Here is a 20,973-nt window from a genome sequence, read left to right on the forward strand (position 1 = left end):
CCGCCACCAGTTCAGCTGCGACACGCCTATCTTGAGCAACCGTGCTGGTTTGCCTTGGGCTATCTGGGTGACGTCTTCGTCGGCGCCCAGCGATGCCATCTGCGCTGCAATATTCACGATCAGTTTTTCCCTTGTGTACACCCCGCCGCCCAACTGGTAGGCCGCAGCGATCATCTCGCGCAGCTCGAGCGGCAATCGCCAGCGTCGGCGCAATTCCGAGCCATAAGGCGCACCAAACGTTCGTAGCGCGTAAGTCAGCGTCGTCTGGTCAAGCTCACCGCCTGCCAGACGCCATTCCTGCAAAACGCGCAGCAGCGCCAGATCGCCCAGGCAGTGCAACACGCCTGCGCAATAGCAGCGCCACTCGTCCACATTTTGTTGGCGGGCAATGTTGCGAGCGAATTCGGCCGTGTGGGTCGAGCGGTTCCAGCAGATTTCGGCTTGTTCGAACAGCAGCGGGTCACTCAGGTAGGCACTGGGCCGGGTGGTCATGCCCAGCAGCAGATTCATGCTCTGCGTAGGGCCCAGCGCTTGCAAGGCCTGCATCAGCGTCAACACCGGCGCCGCGCCCTGTTTCGCCGCACTGTTAGCGGCGCTCACCAGCACCCCGGTGACTTGCGGGTCGCTGCGCACGTTGGCTTCCAGCACCTTTAGGTTCAAGCCTTGTGGCCCTAGCGCCCGCTGTACCGCCGCCTGCACGTCGCACAGCAGCGGCCCACCGTCGCAGTCCAGGCGGCGGCGCGTCAGATACTGTTCCAAAGTGGTACCGGCAGCGATCTGCGGAATCCGGCAAACCACCACCTCTGCGGAGCCAGACAACAGCGTCTGCAGGCGCGCCTTCAAACTGGTCATATTCAAGGGTTTGGTCAGATAGGCCGTCGGCGCTAGGGGTAGCACTTCGCGCACGCTCGCGCTGTCGCTGCGCTCGCTCAACAAGATGAACGGCAAGGCCGACAGACGAGGGCTCTTGCGCACTCCGCGCAGCAAGTCCAGACCGCTGATGCCCAGCAACTCGCGCGTTGCAATCACCAAGTCCGGTGGCTCGCGCAGATGCTCCAGCGCCTCAGGTCCCGTGGCGCACGCCTGCAGGCGTGCATCGCAACGTACATCGAGCAGCATCTGCGACAACAGATCACGCATCCAAGGGTCGGATTCGGCGATCAACACACGAGGAGGCATGCTGGTAGCGGTATTCATAGGCGCACTCCATGGGCCAAGGGTGACAGCATGACTCTCGGTAGTGAGTCTGAACGGTACTGCAAAAAAACGGATTAAGCAGAGGGTTTTAGCGCATCACCCGCCTGGCTGCAAACGAGGTGCAAACTAAAACCACCCCATAAAAAAACCCGCCGAAGCGGGTTTTTCCTACCAAGCACTCACATCACTCACGCCAGCTCAGCGAAGCACTCTTCGATGATGGCCAAACCTTGGTCCAACAGCTCGTCAGGCGCAGTCAGTGGAACCAGGATGCGCAGGACGTTTCCGTAAGTACCGCACGACAGCAGAATCAAACCCTTGTCGCGCGCCTTGGCTACGACTTGGGCCACTGCTGCGGCGTTCGGCTTGTGGGTGTCGCCGCCTTCGAACAGCTCGATGGCAATCATCGCGCCCAGTGCGCGCACATCACCGATCACCGGGTACTTGGCCTGGATGGCGCGCAGGCCCGCTACCAAGTGCTCGCCGACTGCCTTGCTGCGATCGAGCAGGTTCTCTTCCTCGAACACTTCCATCACGGCCAGTGCCGCCGCGCAGGCGATCGGGCTGCCGGCGTAGGTGCCGCCCAGGCCACCTGGAGCGATGGCGTCCATGTACTCGGCTTTGCCGCACACGCCGGCCAGAGGGAAACCGCCAGCGATGGATTTGGCGAAGGTGGTCAGGTCGGGCGCAACACCCATTTGCTCCATGGCGAAGAAGGTACCGGTACGGCCTGCGCCGGTCTGCACCTCATCGGCGATCAGCAGGATGCCGTGCTGGTCGCACAGGGCGCGCAGACGCTGCATGAAGGCTTTCGGCGCGACATAGAAGCCGCCCTCACCCTGCACCGGCTCGAGAATGATCGCTGCGATGTCACGGGGCTCGGCGTCGTTCTTGAAGATGCGCTCGATGCTGGCAATCGAATCGTCGACGCTCACACCGTGCAGTTCGCAGGGGTACAGCGCGCGGAACACACCGCCGGGCATCAGGCCCATGCCAGCCGAGTACGGCACGACCTTGCCGGTCAGGCCCAGGGTCATCATGGTGCGGCCGTGGTAGGCGCCGGTGAAGGCGATCACCCCGGCGCGACCGGTGGCAGCGCGCGCAATCTTGATGGCGTTTTCGACGGCCTCGGAGCCGGTGGTGACCAGCAAGGTCTTCTTGTCGAAGTCACCGGGCACCTTGGCGTTGATCTTCTCGCAGACTTCAACGTACGGCTCGTATGCCAGCACCTGGAAGCAGGTGTGAGTCAGCTTGTGCAGTTGTGCCTGCACGGCCGCGATCACTTTGGGGTGGACATGGCCGGTGTTGAGCACCGCGATGCCGCCGGCAAAGTCGATGAACTCGCGGCCTTCGACGTCGGTAACCGTGGCGTTCTGCGCTGACTCTGCAAAGATCGGGTGAATCTGGCCCACACCGCGTGGCACGGCAGCCTGGCGGCGTTGCATCAGGGATTCGTTGGTCTTGCTCATGACATTCCTCATTCGCCGCTCATCGGTCGGCGTGATTCAAGGATAAAGCGGCCGGTACGTACCGCAGCAGCATACGATGATCGACTGCTGCGGCCGCCGGCCGCCAAGGGTTCTGCGCGGTGGGTTACACCGAAATGCAGAGGTATTTTATTTCCAGGTAATCTTCGATGCCGTACTTGGAGCCTTCGCGGCCCAGGCCCGAGGCCTTGATGCCGCCGAACGGCGCCACTTCGTTGCTGATCAGGCCGGTGTTGATACCGACCATGCCGTATTCCAGCGCCTCGGCAACACGGAACACGCGGCTCATGTCGCGGGCATAGAAGTACGAAGCCAGGCCGAACTCGGTGTCGTTGGACATGGCAATCACTTCGGCCTCGTCCTGGAAGCGAAACAGTGGCGCCAGCGGGCCAAACGTTTCTTCCTTGGCCACGGCGGCATCCTTGGAGACGTTGACCAGCACGGTCGGCTCGAAGAAGTTGCCCTGCAGCGCGTTGCCACCGGTGAGTACGGTTGCGCCCTTGCTGACCGCGTCGGCGATGTGTTCCTTGACCTTGGCCACGGCCTTGTCGTCGATCAGTGGCCCGGTAGTGGTGCCTTCTTCCAGACCGTTGCCGATCTTGAGCTTGCTCACTGCAACCTTCAGCTTCTCGGCGAACGCGTCGTAAACGCCGTCCTGCACATAGATACGGTTGGCGCAGACGCAGGTCTGGCCGTTGTTGCGGTACTTGGAAATGATCGCGCCTTCGACCGCCTTGTCCAGGTCGGCATCGTCGAACACGATGAAAGGAGCGTTGCCACCCAACTCCAGCGAGACTTTCTTGATGTCCTTGGCGCACTCGGCCATCAACTGGCGACCGATCTCGGTCGAGCCAGTGAAGCTCAGCTTGCGCACGATCGGGTTGCTGGTCAGCTCACTGCCGATGTCGCCAGCGCTGCCGGTCACGACGCTGAACACACCCTTGGGAATGCCTGCGCGTTCGGCCAGCTCAGCCAGCGCCAATGCCGAGAACGGCGTCTGCGAGGCAGGCTTGAGCACCATGGTGCAGCCTGCGGCCAGCGCCGGGCCCGCTTTGCGGGTGATCATCGCGGCCGGGAAGTTCCACGGGGTGATGGCGGCGGTCACGCCGATTGGCTGCTTGATCACGATCAGACGCTTGTCCGGCTGGTGGCCGGGAATGGTGTCGCCGTAGACGCGCTTGGCTTCTTCGGCAAACCACTCGATGAACGAAGCGGCATAGACGATCTCGCCTTTGGATTCGGCCAATGGCTTGCCCTGCTCCAGCGTCATCAAGCGCGCGAGGTCATCCTGGTTTTCGATCATAAGCTCGAACCAGCGGCGCAGCTTGTTCGACCGCTCCTTGGCGGTCAGCGCACGCCAGGCCGGCAGCGCCTTGTCGGCAGCCTCGATGGCGCGGCGGGTTTCGGCGGCGCCCATTTTCGGCACGGTGCCGAGGATTTCGTTGGTGGCCGGGTTGCTGACCTTGATGGCCTGCCCGCTGTCGGCGCCCAGCCACGCACCATCTATATAGGCTTGCTGGCGGAACAACGAGGTGTCTTTGAGCTGCATGTCGGCTTCCTTGATGGCGCCGTACGTGACGGCACGAATGGAGGGATGAAAAGGCGCCCGGGCTGAGGTGAAATACCGCATGGATGAACGCATGCGCATCAGCAACCAGACAAGAGCGTTTGAAATCTCAAACGAATCCTAGGATCTATGGCGGTAAAGGACAATAGCCGTTCGAAAAAAAGAACGATAAGCCTTGCAAGCCTGGGTATGCCCGGCTTGCGCGAGTGTCACCGTAGCAGATTACAAACGATGTGCCGGTTATCGCAATGGACGACCACCCCCGACATGGGTATCATGGCGCCCGCGTCGCACCAGTAGCTCAGCTGGATAGAGTACTGCCCTCCGAAGGCAGGGGTCATGGGTTCGAATCCCGTCTGGTGCACCATCTTCTCCTTTTCGTCCAACACGTCCTTGTGCTGCACGATCTCAGCTTGATCGCCTCAACCCCTCGCAGCCTTTCAAATCGTCTTCGCATCCAAAAATGGCGCACGCATGTCGGGTACAAACGTCAGTGTTCGTGTCTATGGCGTCAGGCCCACCCCAACGTGACGCTGTTGCTGCCATTCTGCGAGCGAGCAGTAGCTTCCTGGCGTTTCGACCCGCTACATTTAATATTAAAAAAATTGAACTTTTTATGCTTCAAGCAGCATGTAAGAAAACCTCATTTTCGTGAAAATCTTCGCTAAAGATTCCCTGTGCGCTGCCGATTGGATGAACGCAGCACTGGCATGGAGGAGCCGACCGGAGAAACTAAAACAGCGATTTCGAGAGGCTCACATGTTGAAAAGTGCTTTAACCAACTTAACGGTCAGATCGAAGTTAATACTTGGCTTCACACTAGTTATCATACTTACCGTATTGATCGCCTTGACGGGCTGGAGAGGCATCGCCTCCATGAGTGAGCGCAGCGAGCGCATCACGGACATTGCCAAGCTCAGCACACTGACGCGAGACATGCGCATAGCACGGCTGGTCTATGGCCAGACCTCTGACGACGCCAATGCCACGACTTGGCTGAAAGCCTACGAAAATCTCGATAACCATCTCGCCTACCTCAACAGCGTATTGAATTCCGAGCTTAATATTCCTCACGTGAAAGCGGCCATGGCGGCCATGAAGGAATACAAGGATCATTACAACAGCATCATTGCTGCCACCCACACGCGTGAAGCCAGCAGAGATGTCTTCGGCACTGCGGCCGACACCGCAGACGCCAAGTTGCGACAGCTGAATGGGCGGGCCAATTCTATGGATGGCGACGCCGCGCAACGCGATGCAGTGCTCCGGGCAATCATGCTGTTTCAAAAGATGCGCTTCGATGTTCGTGGGTACACCTACACCCTTAAACCCGAGGCTCAACAGCTGGCCGTCGCCTCGATTGCCGCAGCCTCCGACTACATGAAAAACCTGACAAGTTCCGGCCTGGATACCTCCGCTGTCGCCAGCCTGGTGGACTCGATGAACGCCTATGGATCCGCCATCAATGGATTCTCGTCTTCGCAAGCCACCATCAACCAGGGCCAGGCTGGGATCTCGAAGAACATCGAAGTCCTGCTCGGTTCGGCCAACCAACTGGCGCAGAACCAGGTCGACCTGCGCCTTGCAGACGTCAATCAGGCCAACCGGATGTTGATTTTGTGGCTCACCGCAGCACTCGTCATGAGTGCACTGGCGGCGTGGATCATCACTCGCCTAATAGTCGTACCACTGCGCGAGACACTGCAGTTGGCTGACCGTGTGGCCCGCGGTGATCTGACCCACAATGAGCCGAGCACGCGCAAGGACGAAATCGGCATGCTGCAGACCAGCATGTACCAGATGACCCTGAACCTGCGCCAGTTGATAGGCGGCTTGCGTGATGGCGTCACTCAGATCGCAGGCGCGGCCGAACAGCTCTCAGCCGTCACCGAGCAAACCAGCGCTGGTGTGAACAGCCAGCGCACTGAAACCGACCAAGTCGCCACCGCCATGAACCAGATGGCCGCCACCGTGCAGGAAGTTGCCCGCAATGCCGAGCAGGCTTCGGATGCCGCCGTCAGTGCCTCTCGAGAAGTGCGCGAAGGCGATGCCGTCGTTTCCAAGGCCGTCATTCAGATCGAAACACTCGCCACTGAGGTCGGGCGCTCCAAAGTTGCAATGGACGAGCTGAAGCAGGAAAGCAACAAGATCGGTGGCGTGCTCGACGTGATCAAGGCGGTTGCCGAGCAGACCAACTTGCTGGCCCTCAACGCCGCCATCGAAGCCGCCCGCGCGGGCGAGGCCGGACGTGGGTTTGCCGTGGTCGCCGATGAAGTCCGAAGTCTCGCCCAACGTACTCAGACTTCCACGGAAGAAATTGCCACCCTGATCGACGGTTTGCACAGCCGAACCGCACAAGTAGCGACCACCCTGGAAAACAGCCGCCTGCTGACCGATGACAGCGTTGCCTTGACCCGTGATGCGGGCACCTCCATAGGCAACATCAGCCGATCCATCACGACCATCGAATCGATGAACCAGCAGATAGCCGCTTCTGCCGAAGAGCAGAGCGCGGTGGCTGAGGAAATCAACCGCAGTGTGATCAACGTTCGGGACATCTCCGAGCAGACGGCTTCGGCGAGCGAGGAAACGGCATCGTCCAGTGTTGAACTGGCGCGACTGGGTGTGCATTTGCAGGGGCTGATGAGTAAGTTTGTTTTGTGATGTAGGGTTTGGAAGAACTGCGATTATGTGAAGCCCCAAGTGAGCGCTTGGGGCTTGTTTGTGGTGGTTACTGGAGTTGGTAGGGTTTGGTGCAAGTTGAGTGATTAGGCTGAGACGTGACCCAGCTTGGATCAACATCAACGAGTTCGATGCCAAATTGTTGAAAAGTCAGTGGCGCTTGGAAAATCCATAGAGCGTTCGTCACTACAGCGTTATGACCATACTTTCTAGCGGTTTCGTCGTAAATCAGCGCTGTGCGCGAAAGAGCGCAAGGACATCGGCGCAGGAGCGCTGACGGAAAATGCCGCTGTGATGAATTTAACTTAAGTCGACTGACTTCAACCTCCACCCTAATCAAACAAAATTACGACTGTGTCGTGGCGGCAATCCGAAGTTATTATCTTAAGCTTATGGTTAATATCAGCAACCCTAAACTCCTTGCCAACCAAGCAGCCAAATCTGATATTGGGAAATAGACTTCCCCATTCTCTTTATTTGGGAAGGCATTTTTACTGTCTTTGCACAGCCAAGATTTTTGAATCTCTTTGATATTAACTGAAGCCACAACCCCTTCGAAAAACAAAGCTTAAATTCGTCTAACCTAATTCGTTGATAATTCGAAAACCTATGAAATCCTCGCAGCACTGTTAGTCAATTTATATTCTAAAATCAATAATTTAGAGGCGCACTAACCTAAGCTAACACCCGCTTTTAGCGGCCCCACACATGCTAAAAAGTTCTGCATTAAGAAATACACCATCAACAGCGGATAGTTCACATTGTTAGTGCCCGGACGAGGCTGAACCGCCACAGCGCGCCAGGTTAGACATGTGCCACATAACAATTAAGTGAGCAACCCACTAGACCACTATCGGAGCGACCAATCATGTATCGAGATGAACTTTAGGGTTTGATTCGGAGCGTCCTCCAAGGATGCCCTATAATCCGTCACAAAACTTACACCTTCCACTGTATCGCCATCTTTTACAAAAAGAAAATCATCATCCATGCTATTGAACAAAAAATGAGAGCTTACGTCACTAGATACCAGTTCACTTCCAGGAATTAAGCCATAACAGCTTCCTCGACACCCTTTCCCGACAGAAATCCTGTAAAGATCTTCGCTTTTCTCAAAGTACAAAGAGACAAGCTCATTCAAATATACATATGACAACACCATTTCATCAAGCCCAATAGCTGGGCCACATTCCAATTTCAAACCAATCCAGGAATTATTTTTAGCAAGCACTTCGTCTGCTGACGAATCAGACTCATACCAGCTCACCTCCCCTACTCTCCTTACAACCTCAGAGATACTTCCCCCGAGCTTGAATCCTGCTGCACTTACCCCTGGAATAAGCTTTGCATCAATGTCTGGATAATATGCAGTCATTGCGTTACTCCCAAGTTCTCTGGTACCTGAACCAATGCCAAAATTACTTTTACTTTTCGAAGTCTCACTGAGCTGACCACTTAGGGTAGAGCGCGCATCAATTTCCTGCCGTATCGAAGAATACCTTCATCACGATAGTGGGGACGTTGTCATCCTTCGGGGTAATAGTGACAACATTCCGTATTCGCCTGCTGACAGCCCAAGCTAACCATCTAGATTTTTAGCCGCTTTTTCTAAGACAAACATCAATTCCAAAAGATCAACATCCCAAGCGTCGCCTCCGGAACGCGAATATATTTGGACATCAAGCGATCTGCCAGGCTCTTTCGAAACCTCGGCCAGCTGCTCATTTTCTAACCAAATCTCAAATACCGTATTCTCCCGATCTGGAGGGCTGCTCATTAAAGTGTGCAAACTCTTCCACCGCCCAGATAATAAACATCAGTCTCCATTAATTTTGCAACCCATTACGCATCACGCCAAAATATCCAGTCGACGGTTCAAATCTCAGTATAGAGCCATCTGCTCGAGTACCTTGCACAATGCCTTCCCTAGCAGAGGGCGCCCAGAAAGATCGTGCAGCACTAACGTAAGAATCTAATGAAGTAAACTCAGGGGTATCAGCACCGTCTGGCTTCGCTGTCGATTTACCCTTTCCGCCTAAAATCACCCTTTAGAGTGCTTTGCATAGTGCTCGAATGCTTTGCGACCATTTGAGAATTCAGGCAATAGCTGGAGTGCTTTAGAACCCTCAGCAGTGCTCGGGCCAGAACCACCTGTTACTTTTGCACCAGCGGCTTAAGCTATTTTTCTAGCAGATCCTCGACCGTGAGCCTATCAATTTCTCTGAAGACTACTTCTATCTCGTGCCCTTCGTCACCAACCCAATCAAACACCGCGTCACGTAAAATCTCAAGGTATACCTGTAGATCCTCTCTTGGCAATTCTGGAAGAGTCACATGTACAAGGACGATTTTGTGGCATGGAATCCAGCTAAGATCTCTTAAGCAATCATATAAGGCATCCCAATTAAATCCAAAAAACCCCGGCAGCCAAAGTAGGTAATACAGCGCTCTTATCAACTCCTCTGCAATCTCAATGGACGGGTCAATCCGCACATAAAAAACCTCGGCCGCGTCATATGAAGGCGGGATGTCCACAAACTTGAATGGCAACATTTTCGACAGGCCTCAATTTTTTATCGGGATGAAGGTTTTGTAGTGGTCGGCTGTGTAATACATTTCGCCGCCTTTTCCTACGACGATTCGCTGAGGTCCAGGCCCTGCAATACCGGGCGTAGGATGGACGTATTCAGTGTAGTAACCGGCCGGTTTCTGCGGCAGATCCGATGCGCGATTCTGGAATATAGAGCCGTCGTTTCGATGAGGGAAAGATCCACCTGACTTTATCCGATCCAAGGTTGGGCCAAGATCAACTGTGCCTTGGAGGACCTGACCAGTTTTTTGATCAACAACCTTGATGCCATCGATGAATCGAGTAGTGTCTTTCGCCCCACCCGCACTACCCCTACCCGCCTTCCCCCCAACCGCCATCGACGCAGCCGCCACCATAGCGTCGCGAATCATCTCCTTCCGGGCGTCGCTGAACCCTAGCCGGTTTTGCAGCTCCTGCACAACCGAATCGACCTTGGCGCCCGCCGTGACCTGTGCCAGGGCGTTTTGAACCTCATGGTTCTCGGCCAGCAGAAGCGAAAAAACGTGCTGAGCATCCGGAGCCACAGCCGTGGATGCGAGGTCTTTAAGCTGCTCTGCTCTGGCCTGAGCATTGGCCACCATCGACGATGTGGTGACACAAGAGTCAGGGTTGGCAGCGCAAGCCTGGAAGGCTGCAATTTCCTGCTCGCGGCTCAGCGTAACGAACTTCTGAAGAACGTCCTGGGAGCAACCACCGTCTTTGGCGGCGCAAGCGTTGAGCTCTTTGGCTGCGCGCGTGAGGTCGCTGTGGCTCAGGTGGTTGTATTGCGTGGCTGTCGCTGCAATGTCGGCTGCGACCTGAGAATCGCCGCCTGTCACCACGCTGGACAGCAGGCCTACCACATTCGACATGGCCAGCAGAGTGGCCTTGGCCTGTTCGGCGCCCCCTTTGCCGGGCTCATAGCCTTCTGGCATGACCAGGTCCGCCAGGTAGCTGACCATGGCTTCATTCGCGCCACCGGCCAGGGCACCAGTCTTGAAGTCCTCGCCCATGGCCAATGCCTTCATGCCGCCCAACAGGGCGTGCGCCGCGACCTTGCTGGGGCTACCTTCAACCATCGCAGAGTTGCCGAGGGCGGTTGCACCTTGGGCGCCCGCAGCAGTGATCAGTGCGCTGACCATGCTGCTTGCAAAGTTGTCGCTGAGGCTGCCACCGGTGATCGCTGTCTTGGCCAGTGAGTCGGCACCGGCTTTGGCAGCGACCATACCGGCACTCTCCGCGTTGAAGCCGAGCTGGGTGGGGTCGTAGCCCAGCTGACCTGCAATGCCAGCGCTGGTAGCAGCGAGTGCATACCCTTTGAGGCTGTTACTGTTGAAGGTATCGCTGAGCGTATCGCCGACATTACCTTTGTTGTTGATGGCGCTGACGGTTGCGGTACTTGCCATGGACGTAAGCGCGGCAGTCGCTGCCATATTGCCCAGCCCTGCAGAAGCGGTGGCACTGGCCGCGGCCATGGTGCCGGTGGAAGAAGCGCCCAATGCGGTGCCGGCTGAGGCAGCGGCGCCGCTGGCAACGCCTGCGGTGAGAACCGACACGATGATCACGATGGCCAATATCGCCCCTTGGCCCAGTCCAGAGTGTCCATACTTGAACGACTCGTGCACTTCCTTGATCTGCTGCCAGTTCACATCCCCGCGTGCCTCTGCCTCTTTCAACCAGGCCAATTGAGGGGCCGCTTGGACCATGGTGTCGATGGTCTGGCTAACGGTGTTCTGATCGATATGCTTGATATCGATGTTCAGGCCTTGGGTAGCTTTGATTGCCAAGGTTCCTTGCGCAACCAACTCACTCTGCCGCACCGTCTCATCAGTCCTGCCCTTGCCCCCCATCGAAGTCCAGGCAAGATCACTGCTGCTCTTCTCGTGGCTCTCCTGCTTGAGATCTGTCACTCCTTCGAAATCAATAGCGCCGCCGCTGTCTAGGGTCAGGTCTTTGCGGCTTTCCAGTTTGGCGACCTGATACTTTTGATCGCCGCCGCTTTCCAGGGTGAGGTTGCCACCGGTCTTGATTTCGGTGCCCACGTTGGTAACGGTGGTCGTCTCGTCGCGCTGGGTCTTTTTGCTGCCCAAGCTGCCTTTTTTCTTTTTATCGTAAAGGGAGTGGTCGCTGTCTTGAGCGGCCAGCAATTCCAGGTTTTTACCGGCGTACAGATAGGCTTCGTCGCCTGCAGTGATGCGGCTGGAGACCAGGGCCATGTCCTTGCCCGCCGTCAGGGTGATGTCGCCGCCGGCATTGAGCGAAGTGCCAACTTGGCTGACGTGGTCTTCCTGTGCGGTGACCTTTTTGGATTTGAAGTAGGCGTGTTGTTCGTCTGCGGCAGAACTCAATGTGAGATCGCCCAACGCTGCCATGGCAATATTGCGCTTGGCGTCGATGTCACTGGCAATGGCCGTGAGATCACGACCTGCAGTGACGATGACATCCCGGCCTGCGGCAAGGCTGGAGCGGTGCTGGGTTACAGAACTGCTGTTGGCTTTGTGGCCGCGGTCATTGCTTTCAACCTGCTCGGCCGAGGCGATATTGATATCTCGACCCGCGGCCAGTGTCAGGTCATTCCCACTTTGCAATACGCCGCCGACGTTACTGATATCGCGACCCGCCCATATGCTCAGATCATTCGCTGCCTCAATCCGAGCCGCCGTGGCCGCGAAGTCCTTTCGTTCGCTGCGATAGCCGCCACTGCTCTGATGACTGGTCACCGTGCGCTCGTTGATAACGTTGCCGTTGACGGCTGTCAGGCTCACGTCGCGACCGGCGATCACGCCGCCGGTCTTATTGACAATGGTGTTGCCGGCCAGCAAACCGAGTCGGTTACCAGCCTGTACCAAGCCGCTGTTGACGAGAGTATTGCGTGCATTGGCACTGAGGTTTCTGCCAGCTTTCAGAGTGCCTGAGTTGATGAGACTGTTACCGGAAACGAGGTTGACGTCGTGGCCGGAAATCAACGCGCCATTGGGGCCAAGGCGTTTGTTGGCCTGGGCCAGGTACAGCACTGGCACCAGCACGTTCTCGCCATTGACCTCGTACTCTTCCAGCCAGACGATGTCGTGGGTCAATGCTACGACTTGTGCCGAGGTCAGCGTGGTGCCGATCGACAGGTTGAGTCGTTGCTTGCTGGCGATAGCGTTGTTCATCAGGTACCTGAACAGTGCTTCGTCGGAGTGCTGGCCGTCGATGAAGCGTTGGCCGGTACGGGCGACCAAGGCCTGCTGGATCAGCTTCTGTTCATAGAAGCCATCGCCCAGGCGCTTGGCGCTTTCGTCCGGGTTGTAGCCCAGCCTTGCCAGCAGGTAGTCCGAGCTCAGAAATTGCCTGAAGTCAGTGAGTACCGGGTTGGTTTCGATCAGGTATTTGTGCGGTTGTGAAGTGCGCTGCGCATCGGGCAGACCCTGAGCGCGGTTGATGGTGACTGACGCCCCTTCCTCGGCGCGACCGGGCGGCGACACATCCGTCACTGTCGAACCGCCAGCGCCGGAGACGGGGCCGAGTATGTTATCGATGTTCGGAGCCTGGTGAGAGGCGACGTGAACGTCGGGCTTGATGACGTCGAAGGGAGCTCGGCCCTCTACCTGAAAGGTACGGCCCTGGCTTATGTCGGCGGTCTGGGTGCGCTGGACCACATCAATGCTGGCGCTGCCGAGTGTCCAGTGTTGCGGGCCGCTATCGGCCTGTTTGGCAGCACTGTCCGTGACGGGTCGGTCACTGAGGCGGAACAGGCCGTTTCGCCCGGTGGGGAGACTGAAGCCTGACAGGGCCAGCGGGTTGATCTGTTGTTGGGCGAGATCAGGAGGCAGTTGCGCTTTGAGACTGACCCGAGTGCTGAAATCGCTGCCTGATGCACTGGTGTCGGTGCGGGTGCCGCTGCCAACGTAATGGTAGTCGTTGCGTACCACGCTGTTGTCGACGTTGTTCTGGGTGGTGATGTTAACGTCACCGACCGCTTGAATGATCGCCGCATAACCTTGATCGCTGGTCGACAGTTGTGTCACACGGGCGAACTCCGGGAGCTCGGTCTCGGTGTAGGCCAGGAAGTTGCTGATACCCGCTTCCAGACCGCTCAGGTTATTGGCGTCGTATCGAGCACCTTCAAGCCAGTAGTGCTCGTTGAAGGCATTGGCTTCCGAAAGCAGCCCGCTTGCACTTCGCTGGCGGCTGGTGCGGAAGGTCCGCACGAATTCGGTATCGCCCGTTTCAATGCCGCGGTTGAACACGTTGGTGACCGAGGCGCTGAGGCTGCCACCCGTGGCAATGGTGCTGCTCTGGTTGAGCAGATCGCCACCATTGAAACTCAGGTTGCTGCCTGCGGTGATGCTGGATGCCTGGCTAGCCTCGGTGACTTCCAGCTTCTGGCGTTCCAGCACCTTGAAGACAAAATTACGTTTACCCGAGCAGTCGCCGGCGTTGACGCCCTCGATACAAGCCACTGGGTAGATCTTGCCGGTATAGATGCCAGCGTCATTGGCCGTGAGTACTGTGCGCACGTTTTCGATGGTGCTGGCAGCCAGACTCATGGTGCCGTCACTTTGCAGCGTCGAGGAACTGTTGCGAATCAGACTGGCGTGGCCGCCATTGCCGTCCCGATCGATGCGCAGATTGGCCAGGCTGTAGACGTCGGCGTAGCGGTTGGTGAAGCTGTCGACCTGCAAGCCCATATCTCCACCGCTGAAAAGCAGTGCTCGCTCGTTGAGCAAGGAGCCGGCCTTGAGCGTGAGGGATTGGGCGCTGCCGAAGGTGCCATAGTTGTCGATGGAACCTGCCGTGATGTCTGCGTTATCCACAGAAGTGATGCGACCCTGATTGAACAAGGCGCCACCGATGCCCAGCGACAGGTCACCGTTACTGGCCAGCTTGCCCTCGTTGCTCCAATTGGCGCCTTCGCCACGCAGGCTTTGCGAGGCGAGCAACTCGCCGCTGGCGGTTTGACGGAAGTTGGCGACTTTGATATTCAGGCGTCCAGCTTGCAGCGTGCCGCTATTGATCCAGTTGTCGGCATTGAGGGTGAGGCCACCCCGGGTGACCAGGCTGCCACCGGCCACGATGACGTTGGCGCTGGAGATACTGAACTCACCTAGGCCCACGTGTAACAGAGAGCCACTGGTATTGCGGAAGCTGCCAGCGTCCACCGTCAAATCCGAACTGGCAACCTCGATCACCCCGCCCTGGTTATCCAGTACACCGCCCACGCGATACACCGAGGCCCCGTGTGTGCCGAGTGCACGCACGGTGCCGCCCTGGTTATCGAAGTCAGCGGCAGTGATGTCGAAGGATGAGTCGCTTTCGATGATGCCGAACGGATTGATCAGCGCGCCGCCTAAGGCGAAACGTACGCGGCCTCCGGCAATTTGGCCCTCGTTGGTGACAGTGTTGCCGGTCACGTCGATCAGACCTTTGGCATACAGCCCGCCTGCACGGTTGTTGAAGTGGACGGCGGTGATACTGGCGTCGCCGCTTTGCGCGACGATGCGGCCATTCTGGTTGTCGAGCCCGGCCAGGGCCAGCAAGGTCAGGCGTTCGCTTTGAAGGGTACCTTGGTCGTTGAGCAGACCTCCAGCCATGCGCACCTCAAGAGCCCCACGCAGGCTTGAAAGGATGCCGCCGCGATTGTCCAGGCTACCGGCCCCAAGTATCAGGTCGTCGTTCTGGGTGATAAGACGACCGTTGGCGTTGTCGATCGCGCCACTGATTTGCAGGGTCAGGCCGGTTTGGCTTCGCACGACGCCCCCGCTGTTTTCCAGCGCATCAGCGCTGAGGCTGACGACGCCGTTGTGGCTGTAGATCAAACTGTCGGGGAGGCTCTGCTCGCTGCTACTGGCGTCGAGGGTCAGTTGATCGAGTAGAGCAAGCGGCCTTGGGCTGGGGTTGTCCAGGCTGCTGGTGAACAGGCTGCGCAGGTTATGCCTGACCATCTGCCCATCGAGGTTGTGGATGTTTGGGGCGTGCTGAATGCGCGGGGGGCCGCTGCTGGCGAGTTTGCGCTGAGCATTGATCAAAGTGCCCAGCAGTTCGAGGGTAATGTTGCCGTTGCTGGCCAATTGGCCGCCGGTATTGTCCAGCTCATTGCCGGTCAAGCTCAGGGTCTGCTGGCTATTGACGATTCCGGCACGGTTGCTCAGGTCCGTGGCACGGACAATCAGCTCCGCGCCACTGTCGATCAGGCCGCCTTGGCTGTTGTCGAGCGTGTCGTGCACTGAAAGGCTTTGGCCAGCGCTGCTGCTCAGAATGCCGCCTTGGCTGTTGTCCAGGCTGGCACTGTCGACGTCCAGACGTCCGCCACTGGCCAACGCTCCGACGTTGCTGTTGAGCATCGTCCCGCTCAGATTGACCGTCAGGTTGCCGCTGCGGCTGGAAACGGTACCGTTGTCGCGGTTGTCCAGGCTGCTACCCTGCAGATTCACACCCTGCCAGCCGGACAGCAGGCCATTGCGGTTGATGATGGCGCCGCTGACGACGGATAGCTGGGCGCTGCTGATGATTCTGCCCGCACTGTTATCAAGCTGCGCACTGGCCAGCGTGAAGCCTTGATTGCTGGAGATCTCGCCGTTGCGATTGTCGACGGTGCCGATGCGGGTGAAGGTCAGTGGTCCTTCGCCATTGATCAAGCCAGCGCTGTTGTCCAGCGTGCCGTCGTTGAGATCGAGGCGGACAGCGTGGTGGCCGAGCAACTGGCCGCCGTGGTTGTCGAGGTCGGCGCTGTAGATGTCCAGCACGGTCGCAGCATTGATCAAGCCATTGTTGCGGTTTAGCAGACTGCCTCGGCTGGTCAGGTTCAAGTCGCTGCGGCTGGTGAGCACGCCCTCGCTGTTGTCCAGGCTACCGGCCTGCACGCTAAGGGCGGCGGCAGCAATCTGGCCTTTGAGGTTGGTCAGGGCTCGCTCGATGTGCAGGGTCAGGGTGTGGTTGCTGAGCAGCTTGCCGGCGTTGTTGTCCAGGCTGCGGGCTTTGAGCGTAAAGGCCTGGCCGCTGGAAATTTCACCGCCCGGGTTGTACACGGCGCCGACATTGCCCAAGAACAGTTTCGGCGCGTTGAGCAGGCCTTGACGGTTGTCCAGGTCACCGCCGTTGAGGTCCAGCGTCAGGGCGCTGTTGCTGAAAAACTGCCCCGCCCGCGTCGCAAGACCTTGCAGGCTGGCAGTCAAGGCCAGTTGGCTGCCAATACGACCGCTGAGGTTACTGACCTGCTGTGCGCTCAGCTCGAGGGTGTTGGCACTGCTGACCAACCCGCCATCGTTGTTGAAAGCTCCGGTTGTCAGGTTTACTGCGCCCTTGCCGCTGATGCTGCCGCCCTGTTCGTTGTCCAGGCTGGTGCTGGAGAGGGTCAAGCCTTCATCAGTGACCAGTTCACCACCACGATTGAGGATCAGGCCGCGGCTTTCGAGGGTCAACAAGCCTGCACTGGACAGGCTGCCGCCACTGTTGTCGAGGCTGCCTGCACGCAGGTGCACAGTGCCTTCGCTGCTGATCAGGCCTTGTCGGTTAGTGGCCGCACTGGTGACCGAGAGGTCAATGTTGCGGGAACTCAGCAAACGCCCGCCGCTGTTGTCCAGGCTGCCTGCGTGTAGGCTGATGCCCGCCTTGCCGGACAGCAGGCCCTTGGCGCGATTGAGAACATCGAAGTAGGCGAGCGTAAGGGAGCCTTGCGCCAGCAACTGGCCGGCATCTTCGTTGTTGAGCCGGTTACCGGACAGCTCGATGTCAGCCTGCGAAGACAATTCACCGCCACGGTTATCCACAGTGTCGACGTGAAGTTTCAAAGCTCCGAGTGCCGCCACCAAACCGTTCTGGCGGTTATCGAGTCTCGCGCCCGCAAGCAGGAGCGCGCCTTCGGCGATGAGTGTGCCGTTCTGGTTATCCAGCCCTGCTGTACGAACTTCGACGTCTTGCTTGCCGGCGATCTCACCTTCACGGTTGTCGATGCCGGCCGCCTGCACACGCACCAGTCGGTCCCCGATCAAGGTCCCGGCGCGGTTGTCGAACAGGCCGCTGGATGTGATATCAACCGTACCATGGCTGCTGAGCAGACCTTGCCGATTGTTCAGGCTGGCGGTTTGCAGGGTCAAGTTGCGGGCCGCGACCCGGCCTTTGCGGTTGTCCAGGTCATGCGCGCGCAGGTCAAGACGGGTGCTGCTCAGCGTGCCGTTGCGGTTATCGACGTCACCTGCGCTGACAAGCTTCAGGTTGCGGCTGGCGATCACGCTGTTGCGGTTGTTGAAAGCTTGCGCATCGATGCGTACGTCGCCTCGAGCGTTGCGAGTGTTGTCTGCATTGACCCCGGCTTCGATGATGCCGCTGTTGGTCAACTTCCCGCCGCTGCTCAGGGCGACGCTGTCACGGGCAGCGAAGTTGTTGTTGACCGTGAGATTGCCTTGGGTTTGCGCCCGCAACAGGCTACCGGCATAGACTGGACCCACGGCATCGAAGCTTTGCGCCGTGATGTTCACGGCACCGTTGGCTGATGCTTGGCTCAGGCTCAGATGGCTATTGGCGTCGAGCTGAATATCACCGGCGCTGGCCGCCAGGTTACCGGCAAGTCTGACGCCAACCCCGGCTTCGGTGCCTACCAGCTTGATCGCACCGGCATACATGCCGCCCAGCGCGGAACTGTCGATGGCCAGTTGCGGCTTGGCCGAGCCGTCATCGGCACGGGAGGTGGCCATCAGGGTCGCGGCGTCAACATCGTTGCGCCCTGCCACGATGGCAATATTGCGCGCGTTGATCTGTGCATTGATCTGGGCCGAGCGGGTGATGATCTCGAAACCATCGACATTGCTGGCATTCAGGCCCTGGCCGTCGATGGAGATTGCGCCACCGTCGACCTGATAGCGCTGCACCCGGCCGTTCTCGACGATCGGCTTGCCGGTGGTCAGGGTCACCTGCGGGGTGTTGATGAAGCCGCAACCGTTGCAGGTCATGCCATAGGGGTTGGCGACAATGACTTTGGCCGACTGCCCGGCGACTTCGGTATAGCCACGCAGTTGGCTGGGATTGCCGCCGGTGACTTCGTTGAGAATGACGTTGGCTGCCGAGCCCGCCAGGTTGGGATTGCCAACGATGATACCGCCCAACTGAGTATTCTGGGTGTGGCTGATGGCGTTGTTGAGGATTACGCCCGGGCTGCCGACGTTGTAATCCTGGTACTGGTTATGGGACAGGCCTGAGGCATTGGGTGTGGCAATGTTGACGATCGGTACACCGTTGTCGGCCTGTTGCAGACTGGTGCCTGAGCCACTGACAACGATGCCTTCGGCTTGCGCCCATAACGGCTGCCAGAACATCACATTGGCCAGCAGCAACGCCAGTGCGCGCTTGGGCAAACCGCAGAATTTCTCACGGGGCTGAATCCGAGCCGAGGCTTGCCGGGCCAGAAAAGCGAACTGGCGAACGTCCATGTCGATTACCTACTGAAACGTGAGATCAGAGAAGAAGGTCGAGGCGAAAATAGATCGGCGTTTCGCGCTCGCTCAGCGCATCGGGGCGTTCCAGCGAGTGGGCGAAGGTCACCGACGTCGCGAAATGCTGACCGCGGGCGAACAGCTCGACCGAGTTGCTGGACACGCGACCATGCTGGTCGCCGTTGTACCGATCACTGCGGATCACGCCTTGGTCGTAACCCAGGCCGATGCCATATTCATCAAAGGCAGGTCGTAACCAGGCAAGATTGACGGGGCGAGTCCAGCGCAGGTCGTTGCGCCAATAGCCACCGCTGTCACCGGACAGGTTCTGGTCCCTGGTGCCACGCATTGACGACTGACCGCTCAGGCTCATGCGTTGCGGGCTGAACAGCACATCTTCACTGCGTTGACCGTTAGCCAGGCTGGTGAAGCTGAACGTTTCGCCCCAGAGGTTGAAGCCCTGCAGATAGCTCAAGGTGGCGGTGTATTTGCGATAGCGATCGTTGGGATCGCTGTGCTGTTCGATCTTGCGACTTTGTGCATCGAAGGCGCCGATGCCTTGCTGCATGCCTAGATCAAGGTTGACGAACGCATTGCCGATACGGCGGCCGTGGTTGATGCCGAACTGTGCCTCGCTGATGCGGTTGCTGCTGACTTCCAAGCGATTGCCGTTCAAGTGGTTGTTGCTGCGCAGATAGGCCAGGCCGCCGTTGACCGACGTTTTGCTGATGGAGTCGCGATGTATCACGCGCTCGGCACGAAGCTGATGGTTCTGGCTGTCACCGTTTTGCTTGAAGGCAAACCCGTTGCCGTGGGCCCGTGAGCCGTATTCGCTCTGGCTGTAGGAATAATTAAAGTTCCACCAGCCCCACGGCACGCTGTAGTACACGGTGGAGCTTTTGGAGCTTCGATGATGGTCACTGACCGCATCGTGGCTACCGCGCAATACCAACTGGTCGGCCAAGCCTAACGGGCTGTCCCAATCAATACCTGCACTCCACTGCTGCTGACCAGTACTGCGCTGGCCACCGTTGTTGCGCGACAGCGAAGCGCGCCAAGGCTTCTGGGTCGTGTTCCTGACCAGCACGTTACTGCCACCCAACACCTCGCCCGGCGCCAGCTCTATTTGTGCATGGTTGGATGGCAGGCGGTTGAGCTGGTCGACCAGTTGCTCGACTTCGCGCAAGTTGAGCAGTTCGCCTACTTGGCCCGGAAAAGCCATGTTCAGTTCGCGTGGTGTCAGGCCACTTTCACCAGCAGGATGAAGACCTTCCAAGCGGCCCTCAACTACTTGAAGAACGAGAATGCCGGTGGAGAGGTCCTGTTGCGGCAGATAGGCACGACTGGTGACCAGCCCCAGTTGCAGATAGCGATCGGTGATGATTTTCAGCAACTCGTTGAGTTGCGTAACGCCAAGGCATTGGCCCAGGTACGGCAGCACCAGACTGGCTTTTTGAGCAGGACTGAGGGTATCGGCGCCTTGAATGTCGATACGCTGGATGGCAAAGCAGCGCGCGTCTGTGGGCGCTGCAGGCGCAGAAGGGCTGATGTGCTCGCCAGGTAGCTTTTTTAGGTCTTCGAGACGACCTTGCTGTTCTTGCATCAGGCGATCCTGGCGGTCGCGGATGAAGTCCTGTTCGCCCGGCGTAATGGATGCAGCGTGAACTTGCGTTGCACAACAAAAGAAAAACGCAAAGCACACGTTTACGCGGCGTCGTGCCGTTATCCACATATTCAGTCCTTGAAGCCAGAATGATTTATATCCAATTACAGGCGACGGATAATATTGAGCAGACAAACTAACGTCAAAAATTAAAATGTATCTACTTCAGTCAGTCGTAGGAAGATTCAACTATTAACGGAGTACTTTTCGCAATCTACCGACTATATTTCCTTCGGAAAGGAACGCTGACTTATTTATAATTTTTTAAATTAAAAACATAGACCTTGCGGAGGCTCCAGCCTGTGCCTGGCGGGCGCTGGCCTGCTGTTCGCCCGCCGCGGACATACCTAAAACGCCACCATCACCCTGTAGCAACTGGTAACGGCCATTCGTTAGCG

At 57.9% G+C, this 20,973-nt stretch carries 8 protein-coding genes and 1 tRNA gene; 2 read left to right on the top strand and 7 right to left on the bottom strand.

The features are described 5' to 3' along the window. From IFT44_RS20530 to gabD, 3 genes are all read right to left on the bottom strand, one after another. On the bottom strand, positions 1 to 1,197 hold a 1,197-nt coding region (locus IFT44_RS20530), incomplete at its 3' end, for an HDOD domain-containing protein (protein WP_192176475.1). 188 nt (positions 1,198 to 1,385) lie between these two features. Then, the gene (gene gabT, locus IFT44_RS20535) at positions 1,386 to 2,666 is read right to left on the bottom strand and encodes a 4-aminobutyrate--2-oxoglutarate transaminase (RefSeq protein WP_122714248.1); all 1,281 of its coding nucleotides are present in this window, start codon (positions 2,664 to 2,666) and stop codon (positions 1,386 to 1,388) included. A gap of 124 nt (positions 2,667 to 2,790) precedes the next feature. Beyond that, positions 2,791 to 4,233: an NADP-dependent succinate-semialdehyde dehydrogenase gene (gabD, locus tag IFT44_RS20540; RefSeq protein WP_122480676.1), complete on the bottom strand. Its 1,443-nt coding sequence runs from the start codon at positions 4,231 to 4,233 to the stop codon at positions 2,791 to 2,793. Positions 4,234 to 4,541: 308 nt separating this feature from the next. On the opposite strand from gabD, the gene IFT44_RS20545 reads away from it, so the two are divergent. Together IFT44_RS20545 and IFT44_RS20550 are read left to right on the top strand one after the other, a co-directional pair. Further along, positions 4,542 to 4,618: transfer RNA gene (locus IFT44_RS20545), tRNA-Arg, on the top strand. A 392-nt stretch (positions 4,619 to 5,010) separates the two neighbouring features. Beyond that, positions 5,011 to 6,915 (top strand): HAMP domain-containing methyl-accepting chemotaxis protein, encoded by a 1,905-nt coding sequence (locus IFT44_RS20550; RefSeq protein WP_192176476.1) that lies wholly within the window; start codon positions 5,011 to 5,013, stop codon positions 6,913 to 6,915. Positions 6,916 to 7,783: 868 nt separating this feature from the next. Here the strand turns inward: IFT44_RS20550 and IFT44_RS20555 are convergent. The 4 genes from IFT44_RS20555 to IFT44_RS20570 all read right to left on the bottom strand — a co-directional run bounded on the left by IFT44_RS20555 (position 7,784) and on the right by IFT44_RS20570 (position 20,644). Further along, the gene (locus IFT44_RS20555) at positions 7,784 to 8,308 is read right to left on the bottom strand and encodes a hypothetical protein (RefSeq protein WP_192176477.1); all 525 of its coding nucleotides are present in this window, start codon (positions 8,306 to 8,308) and stop codon (positions 7,784 to 7,786) included. Positions 8,309 to 9,111: 803 nt separating this feature from the next. Further along, on the bottom strand, positions 9,112 to 9,486 hold the full coding sequence (locus IFT44_RS20560; protein ID WP_192176478.1) for a barstar family protein: 375 nt from the start codon (positions 9,484 to 9,486) through the stop codon (positions 9,112 to 9,114). A 12-nt stretch (positions 9,487 to 9,498) separates the two neighbouring features. Beyond that, complete coding sequence (locus IFT44_RS20565; protein ID WP_192176479.1) at positions 9,499 to 18,909, bottom strand: two-partner secretion domain-containing protein; 9,411 nt, start codon at positions 18,907 to 18,909, stop codon at positions 9,499 to 9,501. Between the two features lie 25 nt (positions 18,910 to 18,934). Then, the gene (locus IFT44_RS20570; protein ID WP_192176480.1) at positions 18,935 to 20,644 is read right to left on the bottom strand and encodes a ShlB/FhaC/HecB family hemolysin secretion/activation protein; all 1,710 of its coding nucleotides are present in this window, start codon (positions 20,642 to 20,644) and stop codon (positions 18,935 to 18,937) included. Between the last annotated feature and the right edge of the window lie 329 nt (positions 20,645 to 20,973).

The sequence above is a fragment of the Pseudomonas sp. CFBP 13710 genome, from assembly GCF_014842235.1.
In the GTDB taxonomy this organism is placed as follows: Bacteria; Pseudomonadota; Gammaproteobacteria; order Pseudomonadales; family Pseudomonadaceae; genus Aquipseudomonas; species Aquipseudomonas baltica.

Coding starts and splice junctions, on each gene's coding strand:
- gabT (WP_122714248.1), bottom strand. CDS start 2,666: ATGAGCAAGACCAACGAATCCCTGATGCAACGCCGCCAGGCTGCCGTG.
- gabD (WP_122480676.1), bottom strand. CDS start 4,233: ATGCAGCTCAAAGACACCTCGTTGTTCCGCCAGCAAGCCTATATAGAT.
- IFT44_RS20550 (WP_192176476.1), top strand. CDS start 5,011: ATGTTGAAAAGTGCTTTAACCAACTTAACGGTCAGATCGAAGTTAATA.
- IFT44_RS20555 (WP_192176477.1), bottom strand. CDS start 8,308: ATGACTGCATATTATCCAGACATTGATGCAAAGCTTATTCCAGGGGTA.
- IFT44_RS20560 (WP_192176478.1), bottom strand. CDS start 9,486: ATGTTGCCATTCAAGTTTGTGGACATCCCGCCTTCATATGACGCGGCC.
- IFT44_RS20565 (WP_192176479.1), bottom strand. CDS start 18,909: ATGGACGTTCGCCAGTTCGCTTTTCTGGCCCGGCAAGCCTCGGCTCGG.
- IFT44_RS20570 (WP_192176480.1), bottom strand. CDS start 20,644: ATGTGGATAACGGCACGACGCCGCGTAAACGTGTGCTTTGCGTTTTTC.